Origin of the sequence: Tabrizicola sp. (genome assembly GCF_016793705.1) — a bacterium.
Lineage (GTDB): Bacteria > Pseudomonadota > Alphaproteobacteria > Rhodobacterales > Rhodobacteraceae > Tabrizicola.
On record NZ_JAEULO010000068.1, the window covers coordinates 131,176 to 151,975 of the forward strand.

Here is a 20,800-nt window from a genome sequence, read left to right on the forward strand (position 1 = left end):
AGGGGGTGACGCGATGCGCAACTTGGCTACGATTGCACTGGTCGTGGTGGCTGTGATCCTGGGGTTCTTCGCCTACCAGTCCAGCCAGAAGGGCAATGCCGTCCAGGCCGATCTTGCGGCCAAGTCCGAGGCGGTCACGGCGCTGGAAGCCGAAAAGGCGACACTGACCGACGAGATCGCCAAGCTGAAGGCCGAGGGCGAAGCGGCGGCCAAGGCGGCCGGCGATGCTGCTGCGGCGGTCGAGGTCGAGGCGAAGGGGCTGCTGGACAAGGTGACGGCGCTTGAGGCCGACAAGGCGAAGCTGAACGAGATGGCCGCGACCCTGGAGGGCGAGCGGACCGGCCTGTCCGAGAAGGTGATGGCCTTGGAAACCGAGAAGGCGCAGCTGAGCGAGCAGATCGCCGCACTTGCCGCAGAAAAGGCGGCGCTGACCGAACAGGCGGCGGCCTTGCAGGCCAAGGTCGACGAGTTGACGGCTGCGGCAGGCGCGACGACCAGCCCGTGAGGCCAGCCTGCCCGCGTCAAGCGATGTCGCGGGCAGGACAGACGGAACCGGGCGGCGCGGATCATCTGCCCGCATGGCCCGTTCCCCCGCCCTGACCGGCATCCTTTTCGCCATCGGCGGCACGCTGATCTTTTCGGTCAACGACGTCTCGATCAAGTTCCTGTCCGGCGGTTATGCGCTGCACCAGGTGATCCTGATCCGCGCCTTCGTGGCGATGACCTTCATCCTGGTGGTGATCGGCCAGTCGGCACGCGGCTTCGGCCAGTTGGCAACCAGTCGCCCCCTCACGCATCTGGTGCGGGTCTGCATCGTGATGGTTTCCAACCTGACCTATTTCACCGGGCTTGCCGCTCTGCCCTTGGCCGATGCGGCGGCGGTGGCCTATGTGAGCCCGATCGTCATCACGCTGCTGTCGATCATCTTCCTGGGCGAGAAGGTCGGGCCGCGCCGCTGGGCGGCGGTGATCGTGGGGATGCTGGGAGTGATCGTCATGCTGCGGCCGGGGGCCGGGGTGATCCAGCCTGCCGCGCTGCTGGTGCTGATCTCGGCGGTGCTTTATGCCGGTGGCAACCTGCTCGCCCGGCACATGGGCGACACGGAAAGCGCCATGACGCTGGGCTTCTATGTGCAGGCGGGCTTCATCGTTGTCAGCCTCTCGATGGGACTTTGGGTCGGCGACGGGCATCTGGCGACCGACAACAAGCTGTGGGCCTTCCTGTTCCGGCCCTGGATATGGCCACCCCTGGCCGACTGGCCGGTATTCCTGGCCACCGGGCTTGCGGTGGGGCTTGGCGGGATGATGGTGACGCAGGCCTATCGCACCACCGAGGCCGGGCTGATCGCACCTTTTGAGTATGTGGGGATGCCGCTCGCCATTCTTTGGGGGTTGGTGGTCTTCGGCACCTTCCCGGATGCGGTCTCCTGGGTGGGGATTGCGCTGATCTGCGGCTCCGGCCTTTATGTGATCTGGCGGGAAACGGTGCTGAGACGGGAAAGCGATGCAGCCTGAGGCAGTGATCTTCGATATCGGCAACGTTCTTACGCGCTGGCAGCCCGAGGCGTTCTATGACCGGGTGATCGGCGAGGACCGGCGGCGCGCGCTGTTTCAGGCCGTCGACCTGCACGGGATGAACGCGCTGGTCGATGACGGGGCGCTGTTCCGCGAGACGATCTATGGCTGGGCCGACCGTCACCCGGACTGGGCTCCGGAAATCCGGATGTGGTATGATCGCTGGATCGAGTTGGCCTCGCCCCGGATCGAGGGCTCCATCGCGCTGCTGCGCGCTTTGCGGGGCAAGGGCGTGCCGGTGTTCTGCCTGACCAATTTCGGCAGCTACTCCTATGAGGAAGCCCGCGACAAGCTGGATTTTCTGGGCGAGTTCGACCGGGAATACGTCTCGGGGCGGCTGAAGGTGTCGAAGCCCGACCCGCGCATCTATCAGGCGGTGGAGGAGGAGTGCGGCATCACGCCGGACCGGCTGCTCTTCACCGACGACCGCGCCGACAATATCACCGCCGCCGCCCGAAGGGGCTGGCGGACGCATCAGTTCGAAAGCTGGCAGGGCTGGGCCGCGCGGCTGGTGGCCGAGGGGCTTTTGACCGCAGAGGAAGCAGGCATATGACCGAGATCGTTCCGAAGGAAGCCGAGGCGCTGCTGTCCTGGCAGGGGCTGCTGGCGGCGTTCGAGGCCGGGCACAAGCTGCCGCTGTCGGACATCAAGGATATGTTCCTGTACCGCGACAAGGACACGATCCTGAACCGCGGAGCCTGGATCGACGGGCTGGGAGCGCTGGTCAAGGCCGCGACGGTCTATCCAGGCAATGCGGCCAGGGGCCTGCCGACGATCTTCGGCGTGGTGTCGCTGTTCGATGACGTGACGGGCGAGTTGAATGCGATCCTCGACTTCCATCTGGTGACCAAGTGGAAGACGGCGGGGGACAGCCTGCTTTCCGCCTCGCGGCTGGCGCGGAAGGATGCGCGGGAGTTCCTGCTGGTCGGCGCCGGGGCGGTGGCGCGCAGCATGGTCGAGGCCTATTCCTCGGTCTTTCCCGAGGCGCGCTTCACGGTCTGGAGCCGGACGCGGGAAAGTGCTGCGGCGATGGGTCTGCCGGTGGCCGACGATCTGGAGGCGGCAGTGCGCAAGGCCGACGTGATCTGTTCGGCGACAATGGCGACCAGCCCGCTGATCAAGGGCGACTGGTTGCGGCCCGGCCAGCACATCGACCTGATCGGGGCCTACAAGCCGGGAATGCGCGAAGTGGACGACCGGGCGATGCAACGGGCGCGGATCTTCGTGGATTCGCGCGCCACGACGATCCACCATATCGGCGAGCTGATCGACCCCATCGCCTCGGGCGCGATCACGGAAGCCGACGTGGTGGCCGATTTCTATGACGATCCCGCGCTGTATGCGCGCCGGTCCGATGACGAGATAACCCTCGCCAAGAACGGCGGCGGGGCGCATCTGGACCTGATGACGGCGAGCTACATCGCCGAGCGCTGGCGGACGCGCTGACCCGGTCGCCGTCTCACGCCCGGGCCGGTCGCCGCAGGATCAGCGCCAGCGGCATGGCGAGCAGCGTGACCCACATCATCAGCTGGAAGTCGTCGACGTAGGAAATCATCGCCGCCTGCACATTCACCAGACCGTCCAGCATTTGCAGGGTGGTCGGGTCCCCCGCGACAGCCGCCGGGTAGGCCTGCGCCACGGCCGGGTTGTAGGGCTGGATGAAGCTGCCAAGCTCGGCATGGTTGGTCTGGACGTTGCGCGCCAGCGCCGCGGTCACGATGGAGATCCCGATGGAAGAGCCGATGTTGCGCACCAGGCTGAACAGGCTGGTCGCATCGGCGCGGAAGCGGGGTTCCAGCGTGGCGAAGGCGATGGTGGACAGGGGCACGAAGACAAGGCCGAGGCCAAGGCCCTGCACCACCCCGCTGCGGATGATCGGCCAGCTGTCCATCTGCGGCGTGAAGCCCGTCATCTCGTAAAGCGACAGCGCGGTCAGCGAGAGGCCGGCCAGCACCAGCGCGCGCGGGTCGACCACGCGCACAAGGCGGCCGACGATCAGCATCGAGATCATCGTCCCCACCCCGCGCGGGGCCATGACCCAGCCGGTGGTGATCACCGGATAGCCCAGGATGCGCGACAGCATCGGCGGCAGCAGCGCGAGGCTGGCAAGGAGGATGATCCCCACCACGAAGATGAAGATCAGGCCGATGCGGAAGTTGCTGTCGCGGAACATCTGGGGGTCGAGGAAGGGATGCTCGCGGGTCAGGATGTGGACGCAGAACATCCAGAAGCCCGAGATCGAGACCATCAGGTAGACCCAGGTTTCGGCGGCCGAGAACCAGTCGACCTCGCCGCCGCGGTCGAGCATCAGCTGCAAGGAGCCGATGGCCAGCGACAGAAGCGCGAAGCCCGCCATGTCGAAGCTGCGCCGCTTGCGGGGCAGCTTGGGCAGGTAGGCAAGGCAGCCCAGAAGCGCCAGCGCGCCGACCGGCAGGTTGATCAGGAAGACCCAGCGCCAGTTGTAGCTTTCGGTCAGCCAGCCGCCCAGCGTGGGGCCGATGATCGGGCCGACCATGATCCCCGCGCCCCACATCGCCATCGCCTGTCCCGCCTTCTCGCGCGGGTTGATGTCAAGGAGGAAGGTCTGCGACAGGGGCACGATGGCGGCGCCGAAGACGCCCTGCAACAGGCGGAAGGCGACCATGGAAGGCAGGCTCCAGGCGATGCCGCAGGCCAGCGAGGAGGCGACGAAGCCGACGATGGAGATCAGGAACAGCTCGCGCTTGCCCAGCCGGTCGGCGAGCCAGCCGGTGACGGGGGTCATGATCGCCGAGGCGACGATATAGCTGGTCAAGACCCAGGTGATCGTGTCCTGCGAGGCGCCGAGGTCGCCGGTCATCGAGGGCAGGGCGACGTTGGCGATGGTGGTGTCCAGCACCTGCATGATCGTCGCGGCCATGATCGACAGCGTGATCAGGCCGCGATGCTTGACTTCGATGGCCGGGGCCGCCCCCGCCCCCGCAGGAGCGGCGGGTGCCGCTTCCGGGATGTCGGACATGGCCGCCTACTCCTTCGCGGCCAGCCGCGTGTCGGCAGAGCCGGAGGTGTCGACCGTCACTTCCGCGCTGAGGCCCGAGGCCAGCATCGCCGCGCCCTCGGCATCGTCCAGCTTGATCCGTACCGGCACCCGCTGGGTGACCTTCACCCAGTTGCCGGTCGCGTTCTGCGCGGGCAAGAGCGAGAACTCGGCCCCGGTTCCGGCACCGATCGCCTCGACCGTGCCGCTGAAGGTCTTGCCGGGGGCCGCATCGAAGACCACCTCGGCGGGCTGTCCCTGCGCCAGATCGGCCAGCTGGGTTTCCTTGAAATTGGCGTCGACCCAGGCCTCGCCGGTTTCGACGAGCGCAAAGACCGGCTGGCCAGCCGCCAGCATCACGCCTTCGTGGAACGAGGAGGCCTGATAGATCACGCCGTCCGCAGGCGCGGTGACGCGGGTGACGGAGAGGTTGTAGCGGGCGCGGTCCAGCTCGACCAAAGCGGCGCGGACGGCGGGATGGTCATCGGTCGCGGCCTTCGGATCGCCGCCGAGCGCGGCGCGGGCGGTGTCGGCGGTCAGTCGCGCCACTTCGGCCTTCTCGCGCGCCTGGCGGCTGGTATGGCGCACCTCGTCCAGCGCGCTGGTCGAGGTCACGCCCTTGCCCGAAAGCGCCTCCTGCCGGGCCAGCTCGTCGGCCTGATAGCTCGCGTCATCCTCGGCCAGCGCGGCCTGAGCTTCGGCCTGCGCCAGCGCCGCCTTCATCTGCTCGACCTGCAACCGCGCGGCATTGACTGCCGCTTCGGCCTGGGCGACGGCCAGTTCATAGGGCTGCGGATCGACCTGGAACAACAGGTCGCCGGCCTTCACCACCTGCAATTCGTGCAGGTTCACCGCGACGACACGGCCCCCGACCGTCGGCGCGATGGAGATGCGCGCCTGGTGCAGATAGGCGTTCTCGGTGCTTTCCCGGTCCGCGCCGGTCAGCCACCAGCCGCCGACGCCGGCGATCAGCAGCGCGGGAACCGACAGCATCAGCAGGGCCTTGCGCAGGGGGCGGGCGGGTTTGCCCACGGGGCCCGGCGCAGCGGCAGGGGCCGTCACGGCGGCGGCAGGTTCGACGGGGGTGGTGGTGCGGGCGTTCATGTCTGGGTCTCGAATGGGGTGGGAAGCGCCTCGGACTCCTTGCTCGGGTCGGGGGCCTTCAGGTTTTCGCTGATCTTCACCAGCGCGGCTTGCAGCACGCACCGGTCGTCGTCGCTCAGTCCGGCCAGCGCCTCGTCGTATAGCGCGTTGACGATGGCTTTCGCCTCGGGGCCGATCCGGCGGGCCTTGTCGGTCGCCACCACGATGCGCGCCCGGCGGTCGTCGGGATGCGCCTCGCGGTGCAGCCAGCCGCCCTGCTCCATCCGGTCGATCAGGCGCGAGACGCTGATCGGCTCCACCTCCAGCAATGCCGCAAGCGCGGTCTGGGTCGAGGGGCCTTCGCGCAGGAGATGGCCCAGCAGCCGCCATTGCGCCGCCGACAGCCCGTATGAGGCGGTCCGCTGTTCGAAGCGGCTCCATATCTTGCGGCTGGCGTCCTGCAGCAGCGGCCCGAGTTTTTCGATGCGGTAATTCATTAAGCGTGCTTACTATAAGCGTTGCTAGCTTACAAGCGTCGTGACCGCGCCAGGCTGCATGGCTGCCCTGCGCGCATTGCATGGCATCTGTGCAGCGCTGCCCCTTCCAAAGCGGAAAGCTTGCCGTCACACTGCCCGCCGAGGGCGGCGCGCTGGTGCCGAGGGGCAGGAGAGCTAAAGATGACGACGATGACCGCCCGGTCCGGGGGCGCCAGCTTCCTGCCGCTTCTGGTGGTGCTGGGGATCACGCATCTGCTGAATGACCTGATCCAGGCGTTGATCCCGGCGATCTATCCGATCCTGAAGGCGGAATTCGCGCTGGACCTGGTGCAGATCGGGATGATCACCCTGACCTTCCAGATCGCCGGATCGCTGTTTCAGCCGCTGGTGGGGCTTTACACCGACAGGCATCCGCTGCCCTATTCCTCGGCGGTGGGCATGGGCTTCACGCTGACGGGGATCACCGCGCTCGCCTTCGCGCCGAGCTATGCGATGATCCTCGCCTCGGTCGCCTGCATCGGCATCGGTTCGTCGATCTTCCATCCCGAGGCGACGCGGATGGCGCGCTACGCTGCACAAGGAAGGGCCGGGCTGGCGCAGGGCATCTTCCAGGTCGGCGGGCAGATCGGCGGGGCGGTGGCGCCGCTGGTTGCGGCCCTGATCATCGTGCCCTGGGGGCAGCAAAGCCTTGCGGGTTTTGCCGTGGCACCGATCATCGCCATGCTTCTTCTGATCCGCATCGCGGGCCAGCACGACCGCCTGCGCGAGGCGTTCCACGCGGCGGCAAAGGTGGCGCAGTCGCGAACGACAGCGGCCCTGAGCCGCGGCCAGGTCCGGCTGGGCCTTCTGATCCTGGTCCTGCTGATGGCCTCGAAGCTGGCCTATCTGGAAAGCTTCCGGTCCTTCTACACCTTCTATGTCATCGAGACCTTCGGCGTCTCGATCCCGCAGTCGCAGGTGCTGCTCTTCGTGATCTTCATCTCCTCGGCCATCGGCGTGCTGCTGGGCGGCATGGTGGGCGACCGGATCGGGCGGCACCGGATCATCTGGATCTCGATCCTCGGCCCGCTGCCGCTGACGCTGCTTCTGCCGCATGTCGGGCTGGCGGGGACGGTCGCGCTGACCGTGCTGATCAACCTGATCATGGCCAGCGCCTTCGCCTCGATCATGCTCTACGCGATGGAGCTGATGCCGGGCCGGATCGGGTTGATCGGCGGGGTGTTCTACGGGTTGAACTTCGCGCTGGGCGGGCTGGCGGCGGCCTTTCTGGGCGCGCTTGCCGACAGGATCGGCCTGCACGAGGTCTATGTGATCTGCTCGTTCCTGCCGGCGGTCGGGCTGGTGACTTGGTTCCTGCCGAAGACCGGGGCCTAGTGCCGGGCAGAGTCGGGCGTCGCCGATCTGTCGGCCATCGGCGCGACCCCATCCCGGGCGGCGAGATTTCGCAGGGCTCCGCTCGACCGGCCCCGGTATCGGCCCGAGCATGTACGGTTGTTCGGGCTTCCTCTAGCCGTTACACTCGGGGCATCTGACAGCGCGGATCGGAGGCAGTCATGTATAGCACGATCGTTCTGGCTTACGATGGGTCTCTCGAGGGTCGCCTCGCGCTTCGCGAGGGAGCCCGTCTTGCCCAGATATGTCACGCCCGGGTGGTTCTGGTGGCCGTGGTCGAGCCGTTCTCGGAGGCCTTCGTCGGAGATTTTGGATCGATCCATATCCCCGTCGACAAGACCGACGACGTGCAGACCATCCTCGACGAGGGTATCGCGCGTCTGAAGCGCATGGGTCTTGTCCCCGAGGCGAGACTGGAACGTGGGCAGCCATCAGAACGGATCAAAAGCGTCGCGGAGGACGTCGGTGCCGATCTGGTCGTCGTTGGACACCACAAGCAGGGCGCGCTGGCCCGGTGGCTGGTGGGATCGGTCACCGCATCCCTCAGCGACACGCTGTCGTGCAGCCTGTTGGTGGCGCGGATGGACATTGCCGAGGACGTGCTGTTCGAGACGGCTGCCTCGCCAGGGTAAACGGCCAGCGCGCGCCCGATCTTATGCGCGTCGAGCGTGAACGGGCGCTCCCCGGCCAGGAACCTGAGCTTTGCGGTCGATCTGATCGGGGTGGTCGCGCTGCTGGTCGGCAGCGCGTGTCTACCTAAGCCACTCGCCGTCCCTGGACCCAGACTCCGCGCACGGCTCCGGCACTCCCGATCCTGGAAACCCGGACGAGGTCGGCTCGCGCGCCCAGTTCGATCTTTCCGCGATCCGACAGCCCCACGGCGTTGGCGGGGGCGGCGGTGACGGTGGAAATCCCGCGGGCGGTGTCTCCCCACAGATCGCCGAGCATCAGGGCGGCCGAGAGGAGCGATGATGGCACGTAATCGGAGGAGATGATGTCCAGAAGCGCGGCTTCGGCCAGATCGGCGGCAGCAACATTTCCGGAATGACTGCCGCCGCGAATAAGGTTGGGCGCACCCATCATGACCTTGATGCCGTGATCATTGCAGGCGCGGGCTGCCTCGACGGTCGTGGGAAATTCGGCGAAGTGTACGCCGTGTTCGGCCGAGCGGGCGACATGGGAAACGTCGGTGTCGTCATGACTTGCAAGGACAGCGCCGTAGCGGCGCGCGGCAGCAACGGCGGCTGCTTCGTGGTCGGCACCGTGGCGGGCCGACAGCGCCTTCTGGGTGGCGACATGCGTCTCGAACTCGGCTTCGCTGATACCGTGCTTGCCCATGACATACTTGCGCAGCTGGGCAATGTCGCGGAACTGCCGCTCGCCCGGCGTGTGGTCCATGAGGCTGACGATCCCGATGCGATCGTCCGGGCCAAACTTGTCCAGTTCCTCGACCAGTGTCTCGGAGCAGACCTCGGCCCGCAGGTGCAGGAAATGACTGATCTTCAGCGCGCCTTCGGTCCGCAGACCCAGGATCTCGTCGGCCAGCGACCGGGCATATTCACCGTAGTTCGCCTTCGCATTCGACACGACGGACCCCACGCGGAGGGCGTCGAAAACCGTGGTGATCCCGACGCTTGCAAGTTCCGCATCATGCGCGATGATCGCGGCGGCGTGCGGCCAGTCGACCTTGGGGCGCGGTTCGATGTGGCGTTCGAGGTTGTCGGTATGCAGCTCGATCAGACCCGGCATGATCAGGTCGCCACCGCAATCCTCGGCCCCGGGCGGAAGGTCCGAGCCGCAAGCGATGTCAGAAATCCTCCCCTCGACGATCCGCACCTGCCCGCGCAGGGTCTCGCGCGGCAGGACCAGGGTGGCATTGGCAAGGATGGTTTCGCGGGTCATCTGGTCCTCTGAGGTCATGCGGTCCGAAGGTCGTTCGCTTCTGGTGACATGGCCCTGTCACACCGGTGTGACAAAGCTGGTCTACCGGGGCTCACATGGACCAGATGAAGCGCTATGCGGTCTACTACGCCCCGCGCGAGGGGGCCTTCGCCTTCCGCGCGAACGAATGGTTGGGGCGCGAACCTGGCAAGGGACGCGACCTGCCGCAGCCGGTTCTGGCAGGCATCGGCGATCCCCGCGGCATCACCGCCGAGCCGCGACGCTATGGCTTTCATGGGACGCTCCGTGCGCCGTTCCGGTTGGCGGAAGGGATGACGGAAGCCACTGTGCGCGACTGCGTGACCAGGCTTGCCAGCCGCCTTCCCCCGGTGGTCTGCGACGGGCTTCACCTGGAGACGCTGCGCGGCTTCGTCGCCCTGACGCCGATGGGCTGCGAGGCGGCGCTTCTGGACCTCGGCGCCGCAGTTGTCGAGGGAACGGATGCCCTGCGCGCGCCCTTGACCGAGGCCGAGATCGCCCGTCGTCGGCCGGATCACCTGTCCCGCCGACAGCGGCAACTGCTGGAGCGCTGGGGCTATCCCTTCGTGATGGAGGAGTTCCGCTTTCATCTGACGCTCACCGACCGGCTGGAGGCGCCCGATCCCGTCCGCGCCGCGCTGGAGGCCTTCTTCGCCCCGGTCCTGCCGCGCCCCTTCGTGATCGAGGACCTGTGTCTCTTCGGTGAAGACCAGTCGGGCCGGTTCCATCTCCTGCACCGCTACGCCCTCGCTGGCTGAAGCGCCGCCAGCAACCGCGCTACCCCGATCTCGGGGCTGGTGTCGTTGATCACCGTCTGGAAGGCGATCCCGTCGGGCATCCGGAAAGTGGCGCGGGCCAGGCGGGCGCGGATATCCTCGGCGGATTCGCGGCCTCGGGCGGCAAGCCGGGCGGACAGCACGATGTCCGGCGCCGTGACGAGGATCACGCGGAGGCCGGGGAAGGTGCGGACGGCCAGAGGCAGGGCCCCGCGGCTGCCGTTGAAGATCACGTCCCCGGGTCCCGGAACCTGGGCCTTCGGGATGCCATAGGACAGGCCATGCGCCTGCCAGGTCAGGGCAAAGTCGCCGCGCGCCTGGCGGTGGGCGAAGTCCTCGGGGGTAACGCCCTCGAAATCCTCGCTCCCGGCCTCGGTCGGGCGGGTGATGACGCGGCGGATGAGGCGGAGGTCGGGGCGGGCGGCCAGTGCCCCCCGGATCAGCGTGTCCTTTCCGGCGCCCGAGGGGCCGACGATGGCCAGGATCATGCGGCAGCCTTCGGGGTGAAGCCGGTCACGTCGACCAGCCGGTCGCAGACCCGCGCCCGCGCGCCTTCGTCATGGAAGATGCCCAGGATCGCCGCACCGCGCGCCTTGGCCTCTTCGATCAGGGTCAGCACGACCTCGCGATTGGCGGCGTCAAGGCTGGCGGTGGGCTCGTCCAGAAGCAGGGCCGGATAGGCATGGGCAAAGCCGCGCGCGATATTCACCCGCTGCTGCTCGCCGCCCGAGAAGGTGGTCGGCGAAAGGGCCCAGAGCCTGTCGGGGATGTTCAGGCGCTTGAGGAGGCTCGCCGCCCGGCCCCGCGCCTCGGTTGCCGGGGTGCCAAGCGCCAAGAGCGGCTCGGCCACCACGTCCAGCGTCGGGACGCGGGGGACGACGCGCAGGAACTGGCTGACGTAGCCGAGGGTATGGCGGCGCAGCGCGATGATCTGGCGCGGCTCGGCACTGGCAACGTCGGTGTCGCCCACGACAAGCCGGCCCCCGGCGGTCAGGTAGTTACCATAGACCATCCGCATCAGGGTGGATTTGCCCGCACCCGACTGGCCGGTAAGGCCGACGCATTCGCCAGCCGACACGGTCAGCGCCACCCCGGTCATCACCGGGATCACTGCGCCGCCCTGGTTGTGCAGCGTGAAGGACTTCGACAGGTTCTCGATACGGATCATGGGCTTACACCTGCAGGACGGAGGATACGAGAAGCTGCGTATAGGCGTGCTGCGGATCGTCGAGCACCTGATCGGTCAGGCCCTGCTCCACCACCCGGCCGGATTTCATCACCATCAGCCGGTGCGCCAGAAGCCGCACGACGGCAAGGTCATGGGTCACGATGATCACCGATAGGCCCAGGTCCCGGACCAGCCCGCGCAGGAGGTCCAGAAGGCGTGCCTGCACGCTGACATCGAGGCCGCCTGTGGGTTCATCCATGCACACCAGCCGCGGCGAGGTGACGAGATTCCGCGCGATCTGGAGCCGCTGCTGCATGCCCCCTGAAAATGCCGAAGGCCGGTCATCCACCCGGTCGGCGGCAATCTCGACCCGGCCCAGCCAGTCCAACGCCTTGCCCCGGATCTCGCCATAGTGCCGGGCCCCCACGGCCATCAGCCGCTCGCCCACGTTACCGCCCGCGCTGACGCCCATCCGCAGCCCGTCGCGCGGGTTCTGGTGGACATAGGCCCAGTCGGTGCGAGAAAGCCGTCGGCGCTCGGTTTCTGACATCGCGAGCACGTCGCGCCCGTCGTAGCTGACGCGACCAAGGTCCGCGCGCTGATGCCCCGCCAGGCAGGAGAGCAGCGTCGACTTGCCCGAGCCGCTTTCGCCGACAATCCCCAGCACCTCGCCCGGCCAAAGGTCGAAGGACACATCCGCACAGCCGATCCGCGGCCCATAGCGCTTGGTCAGCCCCTCGACCTTCAGCAAGGGCTGCTCGGTGGCAACCACCTTCCCCATCACCGTCATGCCGCGCCCTCCGGCTCGGGCGCCCAGAGACGCCCCTTCATGCCCCGCGCCCGTCGCCCCGCGCAGTAGTCGGTGTCCGAGCAGACGAACATCCGCCCGCCCTGATCGTCGGTGATCACCTCGTCCAGGTAGCTGTCCTTTGCCCCGCACAGATCGCAATCATGCGGCGCCTTCGAGGTCTCGAACGGGTGGTCGTCGAAATCGAGGCTCACGGCCTGGGTCCAGGGCGGCAGTGCATAGATCCGCTGCTCGCGCCCCGCGCCGAAGAGCTGGATCGCCGGATTGCCCGACAGTTTCGGATTGTCGAACTTCGGGATCGGCGAAGGGTCCATCACATAGCGCCCCTCGACCCTCACCGGATAGGCGTAGGAGGTCGCGATCTGGCCGTGCCTCGCGATGTCCTCGTAAAGCTTCACATGCATCAGCCCGTATTCCTCCAGCTCGTGCATCTTCCGCGTCTCGGTTTCGCGCGGTTCCAGAAAACGCAGGGGTTCCGGGATCGGGACCTGATAGACAAGGATCTGTCCCTGTTTCAGCGCGGACTCGGGAATGCGGTGGCGGGTCTGGATCACCGTCGCCTGGCCCGTGGCTTCCGTCACCGCGACCCCGGCCGTGCGCTGGAAGAAGCGGCGGATACTGACGGCGTTCGTCGTATCGTCCGCCCCCTGGTCGATGACCTTGAGCCGGTCCTCGGGGACAAGGCAGGCCGCCGTCACCTGCACCCCGCCGGTCCCCCAACCGTAGGGCATCGGCATCTCGCGGCTGGCAAAGGGTACCTGATAGCCCGGCACCGCGATCCCCTTCAGGATCGCGCGGCGGATCATCCGCTTGGTCTGCTCGTCGAGGTAGGCGAAGTTGTAGGCCCCGGCTGCAAGATGTTCGGTCATTCCGCAGCCTCCTGCATTGCCCCGGCCTCGGCCCGCAGCTTGCGGACCAGCTCCAGCTCGGCCTGGAAGTCGACGTAGTGCGGCAGCTTGATATGTTCGAGGAACCCGGTGGCCTGGATGTTGTCGCAGTGCATCAGGACGAACTCCTCATCCTGCGCGGGCGCGCCGGTGAAGTCCTCGCCCAGCTCCTGCCAGCGCAGGGCCCGGTCGACGAGGGACATGGCGATGGCCTTGCGCTCCGACTGGCCGAAGACCAGGCCGTAGCCGCGAGTGAACTGTGGCGGCTCGGTGCGGCTGCCCTTGAACTGGTTCACCGTCTCGCATTCGGTCAGCTCGACCTCGCCGACCTCGACCGCGAAGCCCAGCTCGGGGATGTCGACCTCGACCGCGACTGTTCCGATCCGCAACTCGCCGACGAAGGCATGGGTCCGACCATAGCCGCGCTGGGTGGAATAGGCCATCGAGAGCACGAAGCCCTCGTCGCCCCGCGTCAGGGCCTGAAGGCGCAGCGCGCGGCTGGCGGGCAGCTCCATCGGCTCGCGCGTCAGGTCGGGTGGCATCGTGTCGGAAGGCGTCGCTTCTTCGATAAGCCCGTCCTGGTTCAGGAAGCCGGTCACATGCGGGGCGCGGGTTTCATCTTCACAGCGGCCCTGCCCCTTGAGGGGAGAGGGCGACCCTTGGTCAGGCGTCGCGCCTTCGGCCATCAGCGTGAAATCCAGAAGCCGGTGCGTATAGTCGAAGGTCGGCCCCAGCACCTGCCCGCCCGGCAGGTCCTTGAAGGTGGCCGAGATGCGCCGGTCCACCGCCATCGCACCCGTATCCACCGGACGCGAGGACGCCAGCCGAGGCAGGGTCGTCCGATAGGCACGGATCAGGAAGACCGCCTCGATCAGGTCGCCGCGCGCCTGCTTGATCGCGAGCGCGGCGAGGTCGGGGTCGTAGAGCGAGCCCTCGGCCATCACCCGGTTCACCGCCAGCTTCATCTGCTCGCGGATCTGGGGGATGGTCAGCTCGGGCACCGCCGGATTCCCCCGGCGCTCCTCGGCCAACCACTCATGCGCATTGTCGATGGCGCGTTCGCCACCCTTCACGGCCACATACATCAGATCGCCTCCACGCGGGTGGACCGGGGCAGACCGGCGATGCGGTCGCCGGCGGTGAAAAGCGTGTCGAAGCCCAGGGGGAACAGCGCACGGTTGGCACGGAAGGCCGCCGTCTCGGGCAGGTTCAGCCAGGTTGCCGTCTCGATCCCCGGGCCGGTCAGACAGGCGCCGTGGTTCACCAGCCGGTCGCATTCGACGATCAGCGTGGCCGAACGGTCGGGATAGTCGGGCTGGCCGATCCGGAAGCGGAGGGACGGTTGCAGCGCCTCCCAGGTGCCGACCGCAAAGTCTGCGTCTTCGGCGACAGCCAGCGGCGCGCCGATGTGGAAGGCCACCCAGTCGCGCACCGCAGGGCAGTCGGCCTCGCCCGCCAGATGCAGGCGTGTCGTCGGGTCGGCAAGGACCAGAAGCGCCACGCCCGCCGCAATGGACAAGGGGGCGGGCGGGGTCGCTCCCTGGACGCGCCGGATCGTGCCCGGACGCGCCATTGCCTCCAGAATCTCGCGGAAGGCCCGGGCGGACTGGACGGGGGCCTCGGTGAAGCCGCCCTCAAGCGCGTCGGTGATCATTTGTCCTCTCCCCGGACCATGGTGAAGAAATCGACCCTGGTGCCTGCGGCCTTCGCAGCTCGGGTGGCCCGGGCGGCCCGGGCTTCGGCCTCCAGCGGCTGCACAACCCGCGACATCAGCTCGGCGGCCTGGCCGGTCTGCATCAACGCATCCACCGCCGCCGCCCGCAGCGCATGGCCCTTGTCGCGGCCCTGCACCCAGGCATGCCCGACCTCACCGGTCGCAAGCCGGACCGACGCGCGTGTGACTGTCATCTCGCCAAGATTGAAGGCCGAGCCGGTGGCCCCGACCCGACCCCGCACCATCACCGCGCCGATCTCGGGCTGGCGAAGGACGGTATGCGCCGGAAGGTGCGGCACAAGTGCCACCAGACGGGCGGGCGGAGCCTTGGCAAGCGTGGCCATCCAGGTCTTGCGGGCCAGAGGCGAGGCGTCGGTCATTTTCATCTCGACAGGTTGAGGGGGTTGTCTAGTATCCTATACAACTATACAAATCATAACTGACGGTCGGCCCCCGGCCAACCGGAGAGTTGTGAATTTTTCATGACGGGATAAGCCCTTGAAGGAATCCATCTGGTCCGCCATCGCGGCCGCGCTGACCGAAGAGATCGCGGCGGGTCATTACCGCCCCGGCGACCGGCTGCCCACCGAGGCGGCGCTGGCGGCGCGTTTCGGGGTGAACCGTCACACCGTCCGCCATGCGCTTTCCGCGCTGGCCGAGCGTGGCCTCGTCCACTCCCGCCAGGGGGCGGGGGTCTTCGTGGCACAGCGGCCGACCGATTATCCGCTGGGTCGGCGGGTGCGGTTCCATCAGAACGTGCTTGCCGCGGGGCAGACCCCCTCGCGCCGGATCAGCCGGACCGAGACGCGACCCTGCGATCCCGAGGAAGCCCGTATCCTCCGTTTGAAGCCGGGCGATGCGGTGCATGTGGTCGAGGGAATCTCGCTGGCCGACGGGCAGCCCATTGCGACCTTCCGGTCGATCTTTCCGGCCGCCCGGTTTCCGGGCCTGCTGGCCTCGATCCGCGAGACGGGCTCGATCACCCGCTCGCTCGCAGCTTCAGGTCTCACCGACTACACCCGCGCCGAGACGCGGCTGACGGCGCAGCTGGCGGACCCGGTGCTGGCCGTGGCGCTGGCGGTGCGGCCCGGCGCGCCGGTGATGCGGACGGTGGCGGTGAACGTCGACCCCGGCGGGGTTCCGATTGAGCTTGGAACCACCTGGTTCGCGGGAGAGCGGGTCACGCTGACGGTGGCGGATCAGCCCTGATACTTCTCCAGGAACGCCTCGGCCTTCAGCGAGCGGAAGTCGAGAAGGGCGGCGCGAAGCCGGTCGTGGCTCCAGTCCCACCAGGCGAGCGCCATGAGACGGTCGGCGATGCCGGTGGCGAAACGGGGCCGGAGAGGCTGGGCGGGGATGCCGGCCATGATCATGTAGGGCGGCACATCCTTGGTGACGACCGCCCCCGAGGCGATGATCGCACCGGCGCCAATCGTGACCTCGGGCTTCACGATGACGCCGTGGCCAAGCCAGGTATCGGGGCCGATCACCGTGCGGCGGCTGGCGCGATGCGTCATGAACTCCGCGTCATCCGGCACATCGTCCCAATAAGAGGTCGAGCGGTAGAGGAAATGGTGGAGGCTGGCGTTCGCCATCGGATGATCGGTCGGGCCGATCCGGGTCATCGCGGCGATGTTGGCGAACTTTCCCAAGGTGGCATTGGCGATGTCCGAAAGGCGATCGCAGTAGGCATAATCCTCGAATGTCGAATTGAGGACGCGCGAGCCCTCGCCCACCTCGCACCAGGCGCCGAAGGTCGAACCGATGATCATGCATCCGGGGTGGACGAAGGGTTCGGTGGCCGAAAGCTTGGGCATCTTACGTCCCCTTGATCAGCTTGCGGCGGAGCCAGCCCGACAAGCTGTCCATCAGCATCACCATCAGGACGATGAGGACCATGTAATAGGCCACTTCCTCCCAGTCCTTCTGTGTGATGATCGCCTGGGTGAGAAGAAGGCCGATCCCGCCGCCGACGATCGCGCCGATCACGGTCGCGCTGCGGGTGTTGGATTCCAGATAATACAGCACCTGCGACAGCAGCACCGGTGTGATCTGCGGGATCACCCCGAACCGGGCGCGTTGCAGGGCGCCGGCACCGGTGGAGCGGATGCCCTCGACCTGCCTCTCGTCGATGTTCTCCAGCGCTTCCGAGAAGGTCTTTCCGAAGGTGCCGGTATCGGTGATCGCGATGGCGATGGCGCCGGTCATCGGGCCGGGACCGAAGGCGCGCGAGAGGATGATCGTCCAGATCAGGCCGTCGACGCCGCGGATGAAGTCGAATATGCGGCGCGCGGCAAAGCGCAGGGGGCCAAGCGGGTTGAAATTCCGTGCCGCGAGGAAGCCCAGCGGCAGGGCGACCAGCGCGGAAGACATCGTGCCGAGGAAGGCCATCAGAACCGTCTCGAACATCGCCCAGGCCACGTCGCCGTGACGCCACATCCGGTTGGTCCAGAAGTCATGCGCCATGTGGACAAGGTTCGACTGCGCCGGGTCGATCCGGTCAGCGCTGGCGGCCAACCTCACCAGTTCGCCGAAGGACTTGCCGTAGAACGGGCTGTCGAGGGTAAAGAACCACAGCTCCCAGCCAGGTTCATACTTGAAGGTCTCGACCTTGGAGCGAGAATAGCTGAAACGGCCGTGGTCGGTGGTGACAGAGACCTTGTTCTCGGACACGCTGATCCAGTCGGGGATCGGCTGCGGCGCGGTCAGGACCGGCTTGCCGCCTTCGGGCCGGATGTCGATGGTGCCGTAAGCGGGGACGACGTAGCGTGCGCCCTGGTCGTCGTAGGTGATCACGTGACCGTCACCAAGGTCGATCGTCGTGGTGGTGCCGTTGATCGTGACCCAGTCGGGCAGCATGCCGTCGGGGTAGGTGCCCTTGGCCTCGCCCTCGATGGCGACGGTGACGCGGTCTGTCCGGTTGTCGCGGGTGACATGGGTCTTGTGCGACCAGAAGTCGCCCAGAAGAATCGCGGCATTGTCGAGGCGGGCGCGCTGCACGAGGCCAACGATGTCGAAGCTGATCGCAGCGTAGACGAGATAGGCCAGGATCGCGGCGGGGATGGCGAAGGCCAGCCGGGTCCTGGCCGCGAAGCGACGGGTCACCGTGTCGGCGAGACTGGCGGCGGGCGTTGCGGTCATTGGGTCGCCCCTTGCGCTGGCATTGGCGTCGCCCCTCGCCATTCCTCCCCCCTGGTCGGCGGGCGATGGGTTTGGGGGGCTGCGGTGCAGATGAGGTGCATGACTCAGGTCCCTTGGACCAGCTTCTGCCGGTAGCGGTCGGAAATCTGGTCGATCACGACGATGGTCACGAACAGAAGCGCGAAGATGGCGACGACTTCGTCATATCGGCCCTGGCCCCATTGCATCGCGATCTTGAGGTCATGCCCGATGCCGCCCTCGCCGACGAAGCCGAGGATTGCGCTGGCGCGGACGTTGATCTCGAACCGCAGGAGCGCGTAGCTGAGCCAGTTCGGCGCGACTTGCGGCAGGACAGCCAGCCACATGCGCTGGCCCCAGGTGGCACCGACGGAGGCCAGCCCTTCGACCGGTTTCAGGTCGGCGTTCTCGGCCACTTCGGAGAAGAGCTTGCCCAAGGCGCCGCCGGTGTGAAGCGCGATGGCAATCACGGCGGGAACCGGACCGCCGCCGAGCATGAAGATCAGCACAAGCGCGATGACGATTTCAGGGATCGCGCGCAGGGCGTCCATGAGGCGGCGAAAGAGCGGGATCAGGGCGGGCCAGCGGGCAAGGCCGCGCGTCGCAAGAAGCGAAAGCGTCATTGCGGCCAGCCCGCCGAGGAGGGTGGCGACGGCGGCGATGTTCAGTGTCTCGATCAGGGCGGGGATGTGGTCCAGGAAGATGCCGGGCAGAACCGCGCGCTTTTCCCAGGCTTCGGACAGGACTTCCAACGGGAAGGCGAAGATCTGGTGCAATCCGTCAAGAAAGCCGCCCGCGTTGCGGTCCTCGGCCAGCCGCCAGCCTGAAGCCATGAGCGCCACGAAGACCACCAGCAGGATGCCGCCATACATCCGCTTGCGGCGGATCATGTCGAGATAGGCCTCGCGCGGGTCGGCAAGGTTCGGGCGGCGGCCCGGTTCGGGCCCGAAGGCGGCGTCAACCATGGAGCGGTCCGGGAAAAGGGAAAGGCCGGACCCCGGGAAGCGTCGGGGTCCGGCCGGGCAAGGCTCAGGTGCCTTCCTGCATCCGGCGGGCGGCAAGGATGCCGTCATAGGCGGAATGTTCGACCGGGACGAAGTCCTTGGCCTCGCCCGCAGCGACGGCATAGGCGCATTCGGGGTCGGTCTCCCAGAGGTCGGCGGTGAGCTGGGTCACCTTGTCCTTCACGTCCTGCGGGAGCGCCTTGCGGACCACCATCGGGCCTTCCGGGATCAGCGCCGAGCGCCAGATTTCCACCAGGTTCGACATATCGACCAGCCCTGCGTCGGCGGCCTTGCGGAAGGCGCCGGAATTGTAGCCGTCCTCCCAGTTGCCGAGGCCATCGGCCCAGGACACGCCCGCATCGAAATCGCCGTTCGCGACGCCGACGATGGTCTGCTCATGCCCGCCCGACATCTTCACTTCGCCGAAGTAGGACTTCAGGTCACCGTATTTCGCGGCCAGTTCGGCGCCGGGGACAAGGTAGCCGGAGGTGGAGTTCGGATCGGCGAAAGCGAAGACCTTGCCCTTGGCCTCGTCCATCGAGGTGATGCCGGTGTCCTTGCGGGTGAAGCCGATCGAGTAATAGCCGGTCGAGCCGTCCATGTTCTGCTTGGTAAGCTTGACCTCCACCGCTTCCGGGTCGGTCAGGTAGATCTTGGCATACCCCGAGGCACCCAGCCAGGCATAGTCGAGCGTGCCGCCCAGAAGGCCCTGGATCACCCCGTCATAGTCGGCGGGCGTGAAGAGCTTCACGGGGACACCCAGGGCTTCTTCGACCTTGGCGCGGAAGCATTCGTTCGAGGTCAGGCGGTCCTGGGCGTTCTCGCCGCCGAGGATGCCGATGTTGAACCCGGTGATTTCCTGCGCGCTCGCGGCAGAGGCGAGGATCGCGGTCAGGGCGGTTGCGGTCAGCAGCTTGTGCATGGGGTCTCCATGAAGGTTGAGGCCAGGGTGGCCAGGGAAGTCACGACAGCATGAGATCCGCGTAGCTGCGGTCTGCCGTGGTGTCTGCGGGGATCGCGGTGGAGGTCGCGGCCTCGTTGAAGCTCGCATCCGCGCCGTAGATGTCGCGGGCGACGCCGGTGGACAGTTGGTCGGGCGTGCCGTCAAAGACGATGCGGCCGTCGCGCATGCCGATCACCCGGTCGCAATAGCGGCGGGCGGTGTCGAGCGTGTGGAGGTTGGCGATGACCATCCGCCCGTCCTCGACGTTGATGCGCTTCAGCGCGTCCATGACCACCTGGGCGTTCATCGGGTCGAGCGAGGCGATGGGTTCGTCGGCGAGGATGATCTTCGGGTCCTGCATCAGGGCGCGGGCGATGGCAACGCGCTGCTGCTGGCCGCCGGACAGGGCCTCGGCGCGTTTCGGGGCCTGTTCGGCGATGCCGAGGCGATCGAGGATCTCCAGCGCGCGCAGGATGTCCGCGCGGGGCCAGAGGTTGAACATCGTCTGAAGCGTGGAGCGGCGGTTGAGGATGCCGTGCAGCACGTTGGAGGCGACGTCCATCCGGGGCACCAGGTTGAACTGCTGGAAGATCATCGCGCAGTGCGATTGCCAGGCGCGGGCCTCGGCGCCCTTCAGGGCGAGGACGTTGCGGCCGTTCACCCGGATCTCGCCCGAGGTGGCGTCGAGGAGCCGGTTCATCATGCGCAGGAAGGTGGATTTCCCGGCGCCCGAGCGGCCGATGATGCCCACGAAGGCCGGGCGGTCGATCTGGAAGCTGATGCCGTCGACGGCTGCCTTCTGGCCGAACATCCGTGTCACGCTCCGCACATCCAGCATCGGTCATCCCTTCGCTTTGGT

24 protein-coding genes are annotated in these 20,800 nt (G+C 67.2%); 8 read left to right on the forward strand and 16 right to left on the reverse strand.

The features are described 5' to 3' along the window. Positions 1–13: 13 nt before the first annotated feature. From JNJ68_RS18120 to JNJ68_RS18135, 4 genes are all read left to right on the forward strand, one after another. The gene (locus JNJ68_RS18120; protein ID WP_294984773.1) at positions 14–505 is read left to right on the forward strand and encodes a hypothetical protein; all 492 of its coding nucleotides are present in this window, start codon (positions 14–16) and stop codon (positions 503–505) included. Positions 506–578: 73 nt separating this feature from the next. Then, the gene (locus tag JNJ68_RS18125) at positions 579–1,514 is read left to right on the forward strand and encodes a DMT family transporter (RefSeq protein WP_294984776.1); all 936 of its coding nucleotides are present in this window, start codon (positions 579–581) and stop codon (positions 1,512–1,514) included. Beyond that, positions 1,504–2,127 carry an HAD family phosphatase gene (locus tag JNJ68_RS18130; RefSeq protein ID WP_294984778.1) on the forward strand — a complete coding sequence of 208 codons (624 nt, stop codon included), beginning with the start codon at positions 1,504–1,506 and terminating at the stop codon, positions 2,125–2,127. Before JNJ68_RS18125 ends, JNJ68_RS18130 begins: the two co-directional genes overlap by 11 nt. Next, on the forward strand, positions 2,124–3,020 hold the full coding sequence (locus JNJ68_RS18135) for an ornithine cyclodeaminase (protein ID WP_294984782.1): 897 nt from the start codon (positions 2,124–2,126) through the stop codon (positions 3,018–3,020). Before JNJ68_RS18130 ends, JNJ68_RS18135 begins: the two co-directional genes overlap by 4 nt. Positions 3,021–3,033: 13 nt before the next feature. On the opposite strand, the gene JNJ68_RS18140 is transcribed toward JNJ68_RS18135, so the two are convergent. From JNJ68_RS18140 to JNJ68_RS18150, 3 genes are read right to left on the reverse strand one after another with little or no spacing between them, the layout of a single operon-like run. After that, the gene (locus tag JNJ68_RS18140) at positions 3,034–4,572 is read right to left on the reverse strand and encodes a DHA2 family efflux MFS transporter permease subunit (RefSeq protein WP_294984785.1); all 1,539 of its coding nucleotides are present in this window, start codon (positions 4,570–4,572) and stop codon (positions 3,034–3,036) included. A gap of 6 nt (positions 4,573–4,578) precedes the next feature. Continuing rightward, entirely contained in the window at positions 4,579–5,694 is a 1,116-nt protein-coding gene (locus tag JNJ68_RS18145) for an HlyD family secretion protein (RefSeq protein ID WP_294984788.1), read from the reverse strand. Beyond that, entirely contained in the window at positions 5,691–6,170 is a 480-nt protein-coding gene (locus JNJ68_RS18150; protein WP_294984791.1) for a MarR family transcriptional regulator, read from the reverse strand. The genes JNJ68_RS18145 and JNJ68_RS18150 overlap by 4 nt, the downstream gene beginning before the upstream one ends. Positions 6,171–6,350: 180 nt before the next feature. Here JNJ68_RS18150 and JNJ68_RS18155 point away from each other — a divergent pair, with 180 nt between their 5' ends. Together JNJ68_RS18155 and JNJ68_RS18160 are read left to right on the forward strand one after the other, a co-directional pair. Then, a complete protein-coding gene (locus tag JNJ68_RS18155) occupies positions 6,351–7,544 on the forward strand; it encodes an MFS transporter (RefSeq protein WP_294984794.1) in 1,194 nt (397 codons plus the stop codon). A 179-nt stretch (positions 7,545–7,723) separates the two neighbouring features. Further along, the gene (locus tag JNJ68_RS18160; RefSeq protein ID WP_294984795.1) at positions 7,724–8,194 is read left to right on the forward strand and encodes a universal stress protein; all 471 of its coding nucleotides are present in this window, start codon (positions 7,724–7,726) and stop codon (positions 8,192–8,194) included. A 124-nt stretch (positions 8,195–8,318) separates the two neighbouring features. Here the strand turns inward: JNJ68_RS18160 and JNJ68_RS18165 are convergent, their stop codons facing one another. Beyond that, entirely contained in the window at positions 8,319–9,464 is a 1,146-nt protein-coding gene (locus JNJ68_RS18165) for an alpha-D-ribose 1-methylphosphonate 5-triphosphate diphosphatase (protein ID WP_294984797.1), read from the reverse strand. A 95-nt stretch (positions 9,465–9,559) separates the two neighbouring features. On the opposite strand from JNJ68_RS18165, the gene JNJ68_RS18170 reads away from it, so the two are divergent. Next, the gene (locus JNJ68_RS18170; RefSeq protein WP_294984799.1) at positions 9,560–10,240 is read left to right on the forward strand and encodes a DUF1045 domain-containing protein; all 681 of its coding nucleotides are present in this window, start codon (positions 9,560–9,562) and stop codon (positions 10,238–10,240) included. Here the strand turns inward: JNJ68_RS18170 and phnN are convergent. From phnN to phnG, 7 genes are read right to left on the reverse strand one after another with little or no spacing between them, the layout of a single operon-like run. Continuing rightward, positions 10,222–10,746: a phosphonate metabolism protein/1,5-bisphosphokinase (PRPP-forming) PhnN gene (phnN, locus tag JNJ68_RS18175; RefSeq protein ID WP_294984802.1), complete on the reverse strand. Its 525-nt coding sequence runs from the start codon at positions 10,744–10,746 to the stop codon at positions 10,222–10,224. The two genes, JNJ68_RS18170 and phnN, sit on opposite strands and share 19 nt — an antisense overlap. After that, positions 10,743–11,426 carry a phosphonate C-P lyase system protein PhnL gene (gene phnL / locus JNJ68_RS18180; protein WP_294984805.1) on the reverse strand — a complete coding sequence of 228 codons (684 nt, stop codon included), beginning with the start codon at positions 11,424–11,426 and terminating at the stop codon, positions 10,743–10,745. Before phnL ends, phnN begins: the two co-directional genes overlap by 4 nt. A gap of 4 nt (positions 11,427–11,430) precedes the next feature. Beyond that, complete coding sequence (phnK, locus tag JNJ68_RS18185) at positions 11,431–12,216, reverse strand: phosphonate C-P lyase system protein PhnK (protein ID WP_294984808.1); 786 nt, start codon at positions 12,214–12,216, stop codon at positions 11,431–11,433. Further along, complete coding sequence (locus tag JNJ68_RS18190; protein WP_294984811.1) at positions 12,213–13,103, reverse strand: alpha-D-ribose 1-methylphosphonate 5-phosphate C-P-lyase PhnJ; 891 nt, start codon at positions 13,101–13,103, stop codon at positions 12,213–12,215. The genes phnK and JNJ68_RS18190 overlap by 4 nt, the downstream gene beginning before the upstream one ends. After that, the gene (locus JNJ68_RS18195) at positions 13,100–14,206 is read right to left on the reverse strand and encodes a carbon-phosphorus lyase complex subunit PhnI (protein WP_294984814.1); all 1,107 of its coding nucleotides are present in this window, start codon (positions 14,204–14,206) and stop codon (positions 13,100–13,102) included. Before JNJ68_RS18195 ends, JNJ68_RS18190 begins: the two co-directional genes overlap by 4 nt. After that, positions 14,206–14,775, reverse strand: a complete 570-nt coding sequence (gene phnH / locus JNJ68_RS18200; RefSeq protein WP_294984817.1) for a phosphonate C-P lyase system protein PhnH — start codon at positions 14,773–14,775, stop codon at positions 14,206–14,208. Before phnH ends, JNJ68_RS18195 begins: the two co-directional genes overlap by 1 nt. Then, a complete protein-coding gene (phnG, locus tag JNJ68_RS18205; protein WP_294985192.1) occupies positions 14,772–15,215 on the reverse strand; it encodes a phosphonate C-P lyase system protein PhnG in 444 nt (147 codons plus the stop codon). Before phnG ends, phnH begins: the two co-directional genes overlap by 4 nt. Before the next feature lie 118 nt (positions 15,216–15,333). Here phnG and phnF point away from each other — a divergent pair, with 118 nt between their 5' ends. Continuing rightward, positions 15,334–16,044, forward strand: a complete 711-nt coding sequence (gene phnF, locus JNJ68_RS18210; RefSeq protein ID WP_294984819.1) for a phosphonate metabolism transcriptional regulator PhnF — start codon at positions 15,334–15,336, stop codon at positions 16,042–16,044. Here phnF and JNJ68_RS18215 read toward each other — a convergent pair. The 5 genes from JNJ68_RS18215 to phnC form a co-directional block, all read right to left on the reverse strand. Further along, complete coding sequence (locus JNJ68_RS18215; RefSeq protein WP_294984822.1) at positions 16,035–16,652, reverse strand: chloramphenicol acetyltransferase; 618 nt, start codon at positions 16,650–16,652, stop codon at positions 16,035–16,037. The genes phnF and JNJ68_RS18215 overlap by 10 nt on opposite strands. A 1-nt stretch (position 16,653) precedes the next feature. Further along, positions 16,654–17,976, reverse strand: coding sequence for a phosphonate ABC transporter, permease protein PhnE (gene phnE, locus JNJ68_RS18220; RefSeq protein ID WP_294984824.1), 1,323 nt, complete (start codon positions 17,974–17,976; stop codon positions 16,654–16,656). Between the two features lie 104 nt (positions 17,977–18,080). Then, positions 18,081–18,959: a phosphonate ABC transporter, permease protein PhnE gene (phnE, locus tag JNJ68_RS18225; protein ID WP_294984826.1), complete on the reverse strand. Its 879-nt coding sequence runs from the start codon at positions 18,957–18,959 to the stop codon at positions 18,081–18,083. 64 nt (positions 18,960–19,023) lie between these two features. Continuing rightward, positions 19,024–19,920 (reverse strand): phosphonate ABC transporter substrate-binding protein, encoded by an 897-nt coding sequence (gene phnD / locus JNJ68_RS18230; protein WP_294984829.1) that lies wholly within the window; start codon positions 19,918–19,920, stop codon positions 19,024–19,026. Between the two features lie 40 nt (positions 19,921–19,960). Further along, positions 19,961–20,779: a phosphonate ABC transporter ATP-binding protein gene (gene phnC / locus JNJ68_RS18235; protein WP_294984831.1), complete on the reverse strand. Its 819-nt coding sequence runs from the start codon at positions 20,777–20,779 to the stop codon at positions 19,961–19,963. Between the last annotated feature and the right edge of the window lie 21 nt (positions 20,780–20,800).